Source organism: Oxalobacteraceae bacterium OTU3CAMAD1, from assembly GCA_024123915.1.
GTDB lineage: Bacteria > Pseudomonadota > Gammaproteobacteria > Burkholderiales > Burkholderiaceae_D > Rugamonas.
Genome location: CP099650.1, coordinates 780944 through 793549, shown reverse-complemented (window position 1 = coordinate 793549; position 12606 = coordinate 780944). Strand labels below are relative to the sequence as shown.

Here is a 12606-nt window from a genome sequence, read left to right as displayed (position 1 = left end):
GAAATCTCTACCATTTCCAGCTGATTTGAATAAACTACTAACCACTGCAGCGTCGGACAATACGCTACAAATACGACGAGGACGACAAAGGAGCCAAAGCCGGATTTCCTCCCTTTCGAAAGGAAATCCGCAGCTTTGGCTCGAGGCGCTAACTAGCCGCCGTACAACTTGATTACTTCAGTTCAGCCTTGGCGCCAGCTTCTTCCAGCTTCTTCTTAGCGGCTTCAGCGTCAGCTTTCGACAGGGCTTCTTTGACGGTCTTAGGAGCGCCATCAACCACGTCTTTGGCTTCTTTCAGGCCCAGACCGGTGATTTCGCGAACAGCTTTAATCACGCCAACTTTGTTCGCGCCGATTTCGGTCAGAACAACGTTGAATTCGGTCTGTTCTTCAACAGCCGCGCCAGCAGCGGCGCCGCCAGCTGCTGGAGCTGCCATTGCTGCGGCCGAAACGCCGAATTTTTCTTCGAAAGCTTTGACCAGTTCGTTCAGGTCCATTACGGACATTTCGCTAACTGCTGCCAGGATGTCGTCTTTGCTAATTGCCATTTGAAACTCCAATAATTTATTGATTCGTTAGTACATCAGATTGGTACTTGAGAAAAAAACCCGCCAGCAATTACGCTGCTGGGGCTTCTTCTGCTGCGACTTCTTCAGCAGCAGCAGGAGCGCCTTCGGATTTTTTCGCTGCCAGAGCAGCCAGACCACGTGCAAAGCCCGACACCGGAGCCAGCATAACGCCCAACAACTGCGAAATGAGGACTTCACGGCTAGGAATGCTCGCCAACGCGGTAACAGCTGCTTTATCCAGCTGTTTGCCTGCGTAGTTACCTGCGGTGATGACCAGTTTGTCGTTGGTTTTAGCGAAGTCAGCGATGACTTTAGCTGCTGCAACGGCATCGTCCGAGATCGAGTAGATCAACGGACCGGTCATGCTGTCTGCCAGGCTGGCGAACTGCGTGCCTTCGACGGAGCGACGAGCGAGCGTATTTTTCAACACACGCAGGTACACGCCTTGAGCGCGCGCTTTGGCACGAAGTTGCGTCAAGTGAGCAACCTGGATGCCACGATATTCGGCCACGACGATAGTTTGCGCAGTTGCTACTTTTGCGGAAACTTCGGCGACGACGGCCTTTTTGTCATTCAGATTGAGACCCACGGTCAACCTCCTTAAATGATGACGGGCGAAAAGCCTGCCATCGGTTCGAACAACGGCGTCCGAGGTTTAGGAGTCCAATGGACTACGAAACTTGATCGGGTACACCATCTGCGTTGGGCGGAAAATCCAATTAACCCGGCGCCTGCCTGCTGCGCTGAGCCCAACGGTCTTTGATTGTCTGGCCGCTACTGCAAGCAGTCTCGACCAGCCCAAAGAACTGCGCCAAGCTTTTCGGCTCAGCGACTAAATTTAATATCTAAGCAACTAAGCTTAAGCAGCCAGGGAAGCCTGGTCAACACGGACGCCAGCGCCCATGGTCGACGACAGGGAAACCTTGCGCAGGTAAACACCTTTGCTCGATGCTGGCTTGGCTTTGTTCAGCGCGTCGATCAGGGCAACCAGGTTGCTCTTCAGATCGGCGTCGGCGAACGACTTGCGGCCGATCGTTGCGTGGATGATACCGGCTTTGTCGGTACGGTACTGAACTTGACCGGCTTTCGCGTTTTTCACGGCGGTAGCGACGTCAGGAGTAACAGTGCCGACCTTCGGGTTAGGCATCAGGCCGCGTGGGCCCAGGATCTGACCCAGGGTACCGACGATACGCATGGTGTCTGGCGAAGCGATGACGATGTCGAAAGGCATGTCGCCGGCTTTGACGCGCTCGGCCAGGTCTTCCATACCAACAACGTCAGCACCGGCGGCTTTCGCCTGCTCGGCCTTGTCGCCCGAAGCGAACACGGCGACGCGAACGGTCTTGCCGGTGCCGGCTGGCAGCACGACGGAACCGCGAACGACCTGATCCGACTTCTTAGGATCCACGCCCAGCTGAACCGACACGTCGATCGATTCGTTGAACTTGGCGGTGGCCAGCTCTTTGATCAGCGCAACAGCGTTGTCGAAGGCATAGGTCTTGGTGCTATCAACTTTGGATTTGATAACTTTAGCGCGTTTGGACAATTTTGCCATGATTACAGACCTTCCACCGTGATGCCCATCGAACGTGCGGAACCAGCGATGGTGCGTACAGCGGCATCCATGTCGGCAGCGGTCAGATCTGGGGTTTTCAATTTAGCGATTTCTTCAGCTTGAGCGCGGGTCAGCTTACCGACTTTGTCGGTATGTGGCTTCGGCGAACCTTTGGTGACGCCCGAGTGCTTCTTGATCAGGTAGGTCGCTGGCGGCGTCTTCATCACGAAGGTGAACGACTTGTCGGCGAACGCGGTGATGACGACCGGAATCGGCATGCCTGGTTCCATACCCTGGGTCTGCGCGTTGAACGCTTTGCAGAATTCCATGATGTTCAGACCGCGCTGACCCAGCGCTGGACCGATCGGTGGGGATGGGTTTGCTTTACCAGCTGGCACTTGCAGCTTGATAAAACCAATGATTTTCTTTGCCATGATGGCTCCTATCTTGGGTATGAGTAGTAGCGCCCCGCCATGCGATCGATTGCATGGCGGGGCTCCTCTGGTGCCAGATTTGTCGGGGTTTTTACACCGTCGCCCGTTCTGGCGAACGGTTGTTTATACTTTTTCGACCTGGCCGAATTCGAGCTCGACTGGTGTGGCGCGGCCGAAGATGGTGACCGAGACGCGCACTTTCGATTTCTCGTAGTTGACTTCCTCGACGTTGCCGTTGAAGTCGGTGAACGGGCCATCCTTGATGCGCACTTGCTCGCCCACTTCGTACAGCACTTTCGGCCGTGGCTTCTCGACACCCTCTTGCATCTGCTGCATGATCTTGTCGATCTCGCGCGCTGGAATCGGGGTCGGCTTGTTCGATTTGCCGCCGATGAAGCCGGTCACCTTGTTGGTGTTTTTCACCAGGTGCCACGTCTCGTCGGTCATTTCCATCTCGACCAGGACATAGCCCGGGAAGAAACGACGCTCAGTGACGGACTTTTGGCCGTTCTTGACTTCAACGACTTCTTCGGTCGGCACCAGGATCTGGCCGAACTGGTCTTGCATGCCGGCGCGTTCGACGCGCTCGGTCAGCGCGCGCTGCACGCTTTTTTCCATACCGGAATACGCATGAACAACGTACCAGCGCTTGTTGCTCACTGGAACGCTTACCGGCGCCGCGACGGCTTCGGTCGCCGGCACGTCGCCAGTCACCGATTCGCCTGCCGCATCATCTTGCACGTTTTCGTTCATTATTTTCGTATGCCCAGAATGAGATCGTACAACAGGAATTCCAACGTCTTATCCGTGCCCCACAGGAACAGCGCCATCACCAGCACGAAGGCAAAGACGATGCCCGTGATCTGGGTTGCTTCGCGACGGGTAGGCCAAACGACCTTTTTCGTCTCGCGTACGGCTTCTTTGGCGAAATTCAGGAAATCACGGCCAGTCGACGAAGTCCACAAGAGCAGAACGGCAAAAGCCAAACCAGCTACAAGTGCGCCTGCGCGTACGAGAGCTGGTTTGTCTGACAGGTAATAGAACCCCACCACGCCTGCGATTGCAACGGCTATTGCCAGTGCAACCTTAATCTTGTCATTCGACGTGCTGACGGTCTGCACGGATTGATTTGACATTTAATTTACTTTCGGTGCCCTGCACCTGAAAACGGTGGCAGGGACGGAGGGCATCGAACCCCCAACCTTCGGTTTTGGAGACCGACGCTCTGCCAATTGAGCTACGTCCCTACGTAAAACTACAAAGGATATCGATTATACCACCAGAGACGCCCCTGGTGGTAAGTCAGGATATTCCTTAAGCGATGATCTTCGCAACAACACCTGCACCAACGGTACGGCCACCTTCGCGGATTGCGAAGCGCAGACCTTCTTCCATCGCGATCGGGTTGATCAGCTTGACGGTGATCGACACGTTGTCGCCTGGCATAACCATTTCTTTGTCCGCTGGCAGTTCGATCGAACCGGTCACGTCAGTCGTACGGAAGTAGAACTGTGGACGATAGTTGTTGAAGAACGGGGTGTGACGGCCGCCTTCATCTTTCGACAGGACATAGATCTCGCCGGTGAAGTGGTTGTGCGGCTTGATCGAACCTGGCTTGGCCAGAACCTGACCACGCTGTACGTCTTCACGCTTGGTGCCGCGCAGCAGCAGACCGACGTTGTCGCCGGCTTGACCCTGGTCCAGCAGCTTGCGGAACATTTCCACGCCGGTGCAAGTGGTCTTGACGGTGTCGGTGATACCAACGATTTCGATCTCTTCGCCGACCTTGATGATGCCGCGCTCGATACGACCGGTCACAACGGTACCGCGACCCGAGATCGAGAACACGTCTTCCACTGGCATCAGGAAGGCGCCATCGACTGCGCGCTCTGGCGTAGGGATGTAGCTGTCCAGTGCGTCGGCCAGACGCATGATCGCGTCAACGCCCATTTCGCCTTCTTTGCCTTCCAGCGCCATACGGGCCGAACCTTTGATGATCGGCACGTCGTCGCCTGGGAATTCGTACTTCGACAACAACTCGCGAACTTCCATTTCGACCAGTTCCAGCAGTTCTGCGTCGTCGACCAGGTCGCACTTGTTCAGGAACACGATGATGTATGGAACGCCAACTTGGCGGGCCAGCAGGATGTGCTCGCGGGTCTGTGGCATTGGGCCGTCAGCTGCGGAGCAAACCAGGATCGCGCCGTCCATCTGTGCCGCGCCGGTGATCATGTTTTTGATGTAGTCGGCGTGGCCTGGGCAGTCAACGTGTGCGTAGTGACGGGCAGCGGTTTCGTACTCGACGTGCGCGGTGTTGATGGTGATGCCGCGTGCTTTTTCTTCCGGAGCCGCATCGATCTGGTCGTATGCTTTAGCTTCGCCGCCGAATTTCTTCGACAGAACGGTTGCGATCGCAGCGGTCAGGGTGGTCTTGCCGTGGTCGACGTGGCCGATGGTGCCGACGTTGACGTGCGGCTTGGTCCGTTCGAATTTACCTTTTGCCATTTTAGACTCCTAACGATTTGGTGTGATTGCCCGGGCTCGCGCCCGACTGTCTGTGAATACTGCTGAATTTGTTGCTACCGAATTTTTTACTGCTCTGTGCCGACGTATTGCGTATTACTTATGCACTGCGAATTCTGGTGCCCTTTACGTGGATTGAACACGTGGCCTCTCCCTTACCAAGGGAGTGCTCTACCACTGAGCTAAAAGGGCTGATGGGGTACTGCTATTTGATGCCCTGCCTGCGCATCTGCATTGCAACAACACTGGAGCGGGTGAAGGGAATCGAACCCTCGTCGTAAGCTTGGAAGGCTTCTGCTCTACCATTGAGCTACACCCGCGAGGTATCGTTCATTTCACTTTTGCTACTCAGTCTCACCGCAACAACTTGGTGGAGGGGGCTGGATTCGAACCAGCGTACTCATAGAGAACAGATTTACAGTCTGTCGCCTTTAACCACTCGGCCACCCCTCCGCGAGGAACCGCAGAGTATGAAGCAATTACTTTGACCTGTCAACCCTCCAATAACGCTTGGACTGCGATATTTTGCGTCCTTGAGGATGAACCGTCTGCTTCGGGGCGAGATTTTAACTGGACCGCGTGCAAAAGTGCAAGTGTTGTTTTTACGTTGAATGATTTCCTATACAATCGGTCGCAGATCGCCCGCCGATCGCCACGTTTTTCGACGCTTTTCGACGCCTTTCGATCAACCCTGTCACGCGACCCGGGAGCACCGCAGTTGAACACCATGCAGCTGACTCCCCCTGGCGCCGGCCGACGCACCGTGCTGCTCGCCAACCTGGCCCTGCTGGCCGCCTATGTGATCGCCGGGCGCCTCGGCCTGCTGCTGGCGCTGCCGCCCGGCTACGCTTCCCCGATTTTCCTGCCCGCCGGCATCGCCCTGGCCGCCTGCGCCGTCGGCGGCATGCGGTTGCTGCCGGCCGTCGCGCTCGGCTCGCTGTGCGTCAACCTGGTCCACCCCTGGTCGAGCGCCAACGGCATCTCCCCGCAGGCCCTGCTGGGCGCACTGTCGGCGGCCGCGGGCGCCGCGCTGCAGGCCTGGGTGGGCGCCGGCCTGTTCCGCCGCCACATCGATCCGGCCATCGGCTCGGGACGCGACGTGGCGCGCTTCATCCTGCTAGCCGCCAGCGTCACCGTGATTAGTTGCACCGTCTCGCTGTCGGGCATGCTGCTGGCCGGCGTGCTGCGCTGGGACGGCATGGTCGGCGACTGGCTGGCCTGGTGGATGGGCGACACCATCGGCGTGCTGCTGGCCGCGCCGCTGACGTGGATCGCCATCGGCCGCCCGCGCGCGCTGTGGGAGCGCCGCCGCATGCTGGTGGGCCTGCCGCTGGTGCTGTCGGCGGCCGCCTTCATCGCCATCTACGTGCAGGCCGACAAATGGGAGAGCAACCAGCAGCTGCAAACCTTCCGCCTCAAGGCGCAGCAAACCGGCGACCTGCTGCAGGCGCAGTTTAGCGAACACGAACGCTTCATCTACGCCATGGCCAAGGCGCTTAACGATCCCAGCCGCAAACTGGGCGCGGACGACTTCAGCAACCTGGCGCACGGCTATCTCGACCAGCGCCCCGAGCTGCTGTCGATGGGCTGGCTGGTGCCGGTGGCCGGCGCCGACCGCGCCGCCTTCGAGTCCTGGGCGCGCCAGCACGTTGCGCCGTCGTTCCAGATCCGCGAGCGCTCGCTGGCGGGCACCTGGCGCGTCGCGGCCCAGCGCCAGCGCTACTTCCCGGTCACCTTCGTCGAGCCGGCCGAAGGGCGCGACTACGTCGGCCTCGACCTCCTGTCCGAGGACCAGCGCCGCGCCGCGCTGGAACGGGCGATCCAGTCGGGCCAGCCGACGGCGACGTCGCCGCTGCAGTTCGCCCGCACCCTGCCCGGCCACGGCGTACTGCTGCTGCAAACGGTGTATCCCAACAACGCCCAGCACCAGCCGGTCGGCTCGCTGCTGATCGCGCTGCAGTTCGACGCCTACCTCGACCAGGCGCTCAAGCGCTCCGAGTTCGAGCACTTTTTAGTGCGCTTCGAGGACATGGACGACGAGACTCCGGGCCGCACCTTGCGCGACACCCTGCTGCGCGCGCCGGCGGCGGGCGACTTCCAGCACCAGCTGCACTTCGGCGGCCGCATCTACGAGCTGACCCTGGCGCCGACGCCGGCCTACCTGCAGCAGCAGCGCGGCTGGCAAAGCTGGACCGTGCTGACCTGCGGCCTGCTGCTGACAGGCTTGCTGGGCACCCTGATGCTGCTCATCAGCGGCGAGCGGGCGCGCATCCAGGCGCAGGTCAAGGACAGCACGGCGCGCCTGCGCGAACGCGAGGCGCGGCTGCAGGCGATCCTGAACAAGGCCGCCGACGCCATCCTCACCATCGACGGCGACGGCCTGCTGATGTCGGCCAACGCCGCCGCCGGGCGCCTGTTCGGCTACACGCCCGAGCAGATGACGCGCCTGCGGCTCGAGCGCCTGATCCCGGTCGGCGTCGGCGAGGCCGATGGCCTCGACGCGGCCGGCCTGCTGCGCATGATCGCCTGCGGCGTCACGCACGACTACACCCTGACCGGCTGGCGCAGCGACGGCAGCGAGTTCCCGCTGGCGATCTCGGTGAGCGAGGTCGAGCTGCCCGACGAGCACCTGTTCGTCGCCATCCTGCACGACCTCACCGAGCAGCGCATGGCGCAGGAGCGCATCCACCGCCTGGCCCACCACGACACCCTGACGGGGCTGGACAACCGCCTGTCGCTCAATCTGCGCCTGGAGCAGCTGCTGGCGCAGACGCGGCGCGCGCACGGCGCGGCGGCGGTGCTGTTCATCGACCTCGATCACTTCAAGAAGATCAACGACACCCACGGCCACCAGACCGGCGACCTGCTGCTCGTCGCGGTGGCCCAGCGCCTGCGTGAGCTGCTGCGCGAGGTCGACATCATCGCCCGCCTCGGCGGCGACGAATTCATCGTCGTCGCCTCGGGCGCCATCACGCCGGACGACGTCACCCACATCGCCGTGCGCATCGTCGAGTCGCTGACCGCGCCCTACCCGCTCGAGGGCAAGACCATCCACAGCGGCGCCAGCGTGGGCGTGGCGATGTTCCCGTCCGACGGCGACGACGGCAGCACCCTGATGCGCCACGCCGACACGGCGATGTACGCGGCCAAGAGCCAGGGGCGCGGCAACTTCCAGTTCTTCTCGGCCGAGATGAACGTCGCCACCCACGAGCGGCTGATGCTGGAGAACCGCCTGTGGCAGGCGCTCGAGCAGGACGAGTTCGAGCTGTATCTGCAGCCGCAGGTGGAGCTGGCCACGCAGCGCATCATCGGCGCCGAGGCGCTGCTGCGCTGGCACCATCCGGAGCTGGGCATGGTGGGGCCGGACCGCTTCATCCCGATCGCCGAGGAGTCGGGGCTGATCCTGCCGCTGGGCGACTGGGTGCTCAGGCGCGCGACCGGCCTGCTGGCGTCGTGGCGCGGCACGCCGCTGGCGCATCTGCGGCTGGCGGTCAACCTGTCGGCGCGCCAGTGCCACGGCGCCGGCCTGCTGCCGCACCTGGACCATCTGCTGGCCAGCCAGGGCATCGATCCGGCGCTGCTGGAACTGGAGATCACCGAGTCGGCGGCGATGCAGGACCCGGAGCGCAGCCGCGCGCTGCTGGTCGAGCTGCGCTCGCGCGGCATCAAGGTGGCGATCGACGATTTCGGCACCGGCTATTCGTCGCTCAGTTATCTGAAGTTGTTCGACATCGACCGCATCAAGATCGACCGCGGCTTCGTCAAGGATATCGAGACCGATCCGGATGACGCGGTGATCGTCGCGGCGACCATCGCGCTGGCCCATTCGCTGGGGTTGGGCGTGGTGGCGGAGGGTGTGGAGACCGAGGCGCAGCGCGACTTCCTGCGTTCCAAGCAGTGCGACGAGGCGCAGGGGTATTTGTTCGCGCGGCCGATGCCGGCGGCCAGCTTCGAGGCGATGGTGACAGAGGAGAATCAACGGGACCGGTCGATCCAACCCGCCCGCCTTGAACGATCCGCGTGATCCGCCGCTTAGGGGTCGTACCCCAAGGGGTACGACCCCGCATGGGGGTGCGGGTTTATCGTCGCGAAAAAATCAATCCGGTGTGCGCCCTATCGTCGGATCGCGCTCGATCAGCTCCAGCAACGACGCCACCACCTCCGGGTCGAACTGCTTGCCGGCGCGCTCGGTGATGTAGGTCATCACCTCGGTGTGCGGCCACGGTTCCTTGTACGGCCGCTCGTGCAGCAGCGAGTCGAATACGTCGACCACGGCGACGATGCGCGCGGCGATCGGTATGGCCGTGCCCTTGAGCTGGTTCGGATAGCCGTTGCCGTCGAAATGCTCGTGGTGGCCGCCGGCGATCGCCGCGCCGTACGTCAGGTAACTGACGCCGTCGACCATGCCGGCCGCGCGCTCCAGGATCGCGCGTCCCACCGCCGCGTGGGTCTGCATCTCGGCGCGCTCCTCCGGCGTGTGCGCTCCCGGCTTGAGCAGGATGTGGTCCGGCGTGGCCACCTTGCCGACGTCGTGCAGGATGCTCGCCAGCCCGATCATCTCCAGCAGCTGCGGCGTGATCTCGTCGGGATAGGAGCCGCGTTCGGCCAGCCGCGCCGCCAGCGACGACGACAGCTGCTGCACGCGCCGCACATGGCCGCCGGTGCCGCTGTCGCGGAACTCGGCCAGGTCGGCCAGCGCCACCACGGTGGCCTCCTGCGCCTTGCGCAATTGCCCGAACATGTACAGGTTGTCGAACGCCGCCGCGATGCGCTGGCAGAACACCTCCAGCAGGTCGCGCTGGATCTGCGCCAAGGGCCACGGCGGCGTGACCGAGATGGCCACCTCGCGGTTCTCCTGCGTGTGGATGAACAGCACGTTGGCCGGATGATCGAACTGGCTTTTCTTTTCGGCGAAGGCCTTGGCGATGGTCGGCCACAGCGGATGGCCGGTCGGCATCAGTTCCGCCTCGCTCAGTTGCGCGTAGCCGCCGGTGGCCGCCACCACGCTGGTGACGCCGGTGTCGCCCTGCATCAGGCACAGCAAGCCGTCGGAGCCGACGTCGAGGATCGCGCTGACCTGGTTGAGCACGCCTGATGCGAATTCGCGCAGCGAATGGATCTGGTACAGATTGGTGGCGCCGGCCAGTATCTTGCCCAGGCCGATGCGGCTGCGTTCGAGCATGTTCAGGCTCTCGTACGCGCGCAGCGCCGAGATCACGGTGGTGAACAGCTTCTGCGTGGTCAGCTCGGTCTTGGCCTTGTAGTCGTTGATGTCGTATTCGATGATGACGCGCTGCTCGGGCGCCTGGCCCGGCTGGCCGGTGCGCAGCACCACGCGCACGATGGCGTTGTGCAGCTCCTCGCGGATGCGGCGCGCCAGTATCAGGCCGGCGTCGTCGGTCTCCATCACCACGTCGAGCAGCACCAGCGCGATGTCGGGCGTGTCGCGCAGGATCTCGAACGCCTCGCGCCCGCTGTAGGCGGAGAACAGTTCGAGCTCGCGGCCCTTGAAGCTGACGTTGCGCAGCGCCAGGCGCGTGACGGCGTGGACGTCGACGTCGTCGTCGACGATCAGCACGCGCCATTGGCGCTGGTCGGGAGCGCCCGCCCCACCGGCCGGCTGTACTTCCTCATCTTCCTCGATCAGCCAGTCGTCGTCTGAGGCGGTTGAATCTGTCATACACAAATCTCCTGGAAGGTCCGGCGTCCGGCCGCGCCGTGTGCCTTAGCTTAGGCTAGCATAATCAGATTCCCCCCCTGTGACAAGCTCCGTGGAAGCGATAGCAACAGCGCGCCGCTTTTTACTAAACGACGCTTTTCCAACGCTCGTCACGGCGCGCCGACTCTGATACTCTTATCGGAGGGCCGCGCAGGCGGATCAATATTTCAAGGACCACAACAAGGTGCCGGGACGGGCCAAACAAGGACACAAACCGACACACAACCAAGGACCATCGCCATGCAAGAAAACGCATCCGATATCGCCGGCCGGGAGTTCCTCGCCTTCACGCTCGGCTCCGAGGAATACGGCATCGACATCCTCAAGGTGCAGGAGATCCGCGGCTACGAGGCCGTCACCCGCATCGCCAACGCGCCGGAGTTCATCAAGGGCGTCATCAACCTGCGCGGCATCATCATCCCGGTGGTGGACATGCGCATCAAGTTCAACCTGGGCGAGCCGGTGTACGACCAGTTCACCGTCGTCATCATCCTCAACATCAACGGCCGCGTGGTCGGCATGGTGGTCGATTCGGTGTCGGACGTGACCACGTTGACGCCCGAGCAGGTCAAGCCGGCGCCGGAGATGGGCACCGCCTTCAGCTCCGACTACCTGATCGGCCTGGGCACGATCGACGAGCGCATGCTCATCCTGGTGAACATCGACAAACTGATGTCGAGCGAGGAAATGGGATTGATGGAGACGGTGGCGAGCTAGTTGCTCAGCGCCGGCGTGTCCGCCCCGGTGCGGGCGGCGGCGGTGCGGCTGGGCGCCGTGCCGGTGCCGGGACCGGCGCCGGAGCAGCCGCCGCGGCCGGGGTCGAGGTTCTGGTAACGGATCTCGTACTTGCCATTCGATAGTTTGTCGACCATCAGTTTGTCGTGCGCCTGCACGTAGGCGTAGCGCACGTTGGCGCGCCGCTCGACATCGTAGACCTTGATGAACACCGCCGAGGCGTTGTTGGCGTTGTCGAGCATCAGCTGGATATCGTCGCCGCGGTTGCCGATGGTGAAGCCCTCGATATAGCCGGAGTTGGCCGGCCACGGCTCGCCGTTGGGCGCCACCAGGGTCTGGCTGTCGTTGTCGCAATCGGGCGTAACGCCTGGCAGCACGATCTGCGACATCGCCACCACCTTGACCGGGGCGCCCTTGGGCGCCGGCGAGGTGTCGGCCTCCGGATAGAACGGCCGATGCCCGGCCCAGTCGTCGCGCTCGCGGGCGTCGGCCTTGGCCGCGCGCTGCGCCTCCGCCTTGGCGCCGCTGCTCACTTTGCCGCCCAGGGCCGCCTCCAGCAACGCCGATTCGGACGCCATCGTGCCGCCGATCCAGCCCACCACCAGGCAGCCGGCCAGCGCGGTCCACCACTTCCATTTGCGCAGCGGCGCCGGCAACGGTTGCGGGTCGTCGACCGGCTCGGGATTCCAGCGGTCGGCGTCGTGGCGCAGCTTGTCGCCGCGCCCGTCCTCGTTGCGGGTGCTCTCGAGCCACTCGATCTCCCACTCCTCGGCGGCGATCCACTCGTCGTGCTCGCGGCGGCGCTGGGTGTCGGACAAGGTGTCGTAGGCGCTGTTGAGAATGGCCATGATGCGCGCAGCCTTCTCATCACCCGGATTTTTGTCCGGATGGTATTTCTGGCTGAGGGCCTTGTAGGCGGCACGTATGACTTCCTGAGGCGCCATGCGCGACACTTTCAGGTTGTCATAGTGAGTGTGTATCTTTCCCATTGTTCCAATATGGCGTTAAATCGGCGCTCGATCTTCCATCATAGCCGATCTTCGCCCGCCCATCGCACCGATCAGGCGGCGAA

Annotated in this window: 11 protein-coding genes and 4 tRNA genes; 2 read left to right on the top strand and 13 right to left on the bottom strand. The window is 62.1% G+C overall.

Annotation, left to right across the window (positions count from 1 at the left end):
- Positions 1-172: 172 nt before the first annotated feature.
- The 11 genes from rplL to NHH88_03415 all read right to left on the bottom strand — a co-directional run bounded on the left by rplL (position 173) and on the right by NHH88_03415 (position 5533).
- Positions 173-547, bottom strand: a complete 375-nt coding sequence (gene rplL / locus NHH88_03465) for a 50S ribosomal protein L7/L12 (protein USX14864.1) — start codon at positions 545-547, stop codon at positions 173-175.
- Positions 548-617: 70 nt separating this feature from the next.
- Positions 618-1157 (bottom strand): 50S ribosomal protein L10, encoded by a 540-nt coding sequence (gene rplJ / locus NHH88_03460; protein ID USX14863.1) that lies wholly within the window; start codon positions 1155-1157, stop codon positions 618-620.
- Positions 1158-1427: 270 nt separating this feature from the next.
- Positions 1428-2123 (bottom strand): 50S ribosomal protein L1, encoded by a 696-nt coding sequence (gene rplA, locus NHH88_03455; protein ID USX14862.1) that lies wholly within the window; start codon positions 2121-2123, stop codon positions 1428-1430.
- Between the two features lie 2 nt (positions 2124-2125).
- Positions 2126-2557 (bottom strand): 50S ribosomal protein L11, encoded by a 432-nt coding sequence (rplK, locus tag NHH88_03450; protein USX14861.1) that lies wholly within the window; start codon positions 2555-2557, stop codon positions 2126-2128.
- 123 nt (positions 2558-2680) lie between these two features.
- Positions 2681-3310: a transcription termination/antitermination protein NusG gene (gene nusG, locus NHH88_03445; protein USX14860.1), complete on the bottom strand. Its 630-nt coding sequence runs from the start codon at positions 3308-3310 to the stop codon at positions 2681-2683.
- Positions 3310-3693 (bottom strand): preprotein translocase subunit SecE, encoded by a 384-nt coding sequence (secE, locus tag NHH88_03440; GenBank protein ID USX14859.1) that lies wholly within the window; start codon positions 3691-3693, stop codon positions 3310-3312. The genes nusG and secE overlap by 1 nt, the downstream gene beginning before the upstream one ends.
- Positions 3694-3728: 35 nt before the next feature.
- Positions 3729-3804, bottom strand: a tRNA-Trp gene (locus NHH88_03435).
- A 67-nt stretch (positions 3805-3871) separates the two neighbouring features.
- A complete protein-coding gene (tuf, locus tag NHH88_03430) occupies positions 3872-5062 on the bottom strand; it encodes an elongation factor Tu (GenBank protein ID USX14858.1) in 1191 nt (396 codons plus the stop codon).
- A 135-nt stretch (positions 5063-5197) separates the two neighbouring features.
- Positions 5198-5272: transfer RNA gene (locus NHH88_03425), tRNA-Thr, on the bottom strand.
- Between the two features lie 54 nt (positions 5273-5326).
- Positions 5327-5400, bottom strand: a tRNA-Gly gene (locus NHH88_03420).
- A 48-nt stretch (positions 5401-5448) separates the two neighbouring features.
- Positions 5449-5533: transfer RNA gene (locus NHH88_03415), tRNA-Tyr, on the bottom strand.
- Between the two features lie 274 nt (positions 5534-5807).
- Here NHH88_03415 and NHH88_03410 point away from each other — a divergent pair.
- Complete coding sequence (locus tag NHH88_03410; GenBank protein USX14857.1) at positions 5808-9104, top strand: EAL domain-containing protein; 3297 nt, start codon at positions 5808-5810, stop codon at positions 9102-9104.
- 72 nt (positions 9105-9176) lie between these two features.
- Here the strand turns inward: NHH88_03410 and NHH88_03405 are convergent, their stop codons facing one another.
- Positions 9177-10760, bottom strand: a complete 1584-nt coding sequence (locus tag NHH88_03405; protein USX14856.1) for a DUF3369 domain-containing protein — start codon at positions 10758-10760, stop codon at positions 9177-9179.
- 279 nt (positions 10761-11039) lie between these two features.
- Between NHH88_03405 and NHH88_03400 the strand changes: the two genes are divergently transcribed.
- Complete coding sequence (locus NHH88_03400) at positions 11040-11516, top strand: chemotaxis protein CheW (protein ID USX14855.1); 477 nt, start codon at positions 11040-11042, stop codon at positions 11514-11516.
- Here the strand turns inward: NHH88_03400 and NHH88_03395 are convergent.
- Positions 11513-12523, bottom strand: a complete 1011-nt coding sequence (locus NHH88_03395; GenBank protein ID USX14854.1) for a J domain-containing protein — start codon at positions 12521-12523, stop codon at positions 11513-11515. The genes NHH88_03400 and NHH88_03395 overlap by 4 nt on opposite strands.
- Between the last annotated feature and the right edge of the window lie 83 nt (positions 12524-12606).

Excerpts from the sequence above, each read along its gene's own strand:
- rplL (USX14864.1), bottom strand. The coding sequence starts at position 547 with ATGGCAATTAGCAAAGACGACATCCTGGCAGCAGTTAGCGAAATGTCC.
- rplA (USX14862.1), bottom strand. The coding sequence starts at position 2,123 with ATGGCAAAATTGTCCAAACGCGCTAAAGTTATCAAATCCAAAGTTGAT.
- rplK (USX14861.1), bottom strand. The coding sequence starts at position 2,557 with ATGGCAAAGAAAATCATTGGTTTTATCAAGCTGCAAGTGCCAGCTGGT.
- nusG (USX14860.1), bottom strand. The coding sequence starts at position 3,310 with ATGAACGAAAACGTGCAAGATGATGCGGCAGGCGAATCGGTGACTGGC.
- secE (USX14859.1), bottom strand. The coding sequence starts at position 3,693 with ATGTCAAATCAATCCGTGCAGACCGTCAGCACGTCGAATGACAAGATT.
- tuf (USX14858.1), bottom strand. The coding sequence starts at position 5,062 with ATGGCAAAAGGTAAATTCGAACGGACCAAGCCGCACGTCAACGTCGGC.
- NHH88_03410 (USX14857.1), top strand. The coding sequence starts at position 5,808 with ATGCAGCTGACTCCCCCTGGCGCCGGCCGACGCACCGTGCTGCTCGCC.
- NHH88_03405 (USX14856.1), bottom strand. The coding sequence starts at position 10,760 with ATGACAGATTCAACCGCCTCAGACGACGACTGGCTGATCGAGGAAGAT.
- NHH88_03400 (USX14855.1), top strand. The coding sequence starts at position 11,040 with ATGCAAGAAAACGCATCCGATATCGCCGGCCGGGAGTTCCTCGCCTTC.
- NHH88_03395 (USX14854.1), bottom strand. The coding sequence starts at position 12,523 with ATGGGAAAGATACACACTCACTATGACAACCTGAAAGTGTCGCGCATG.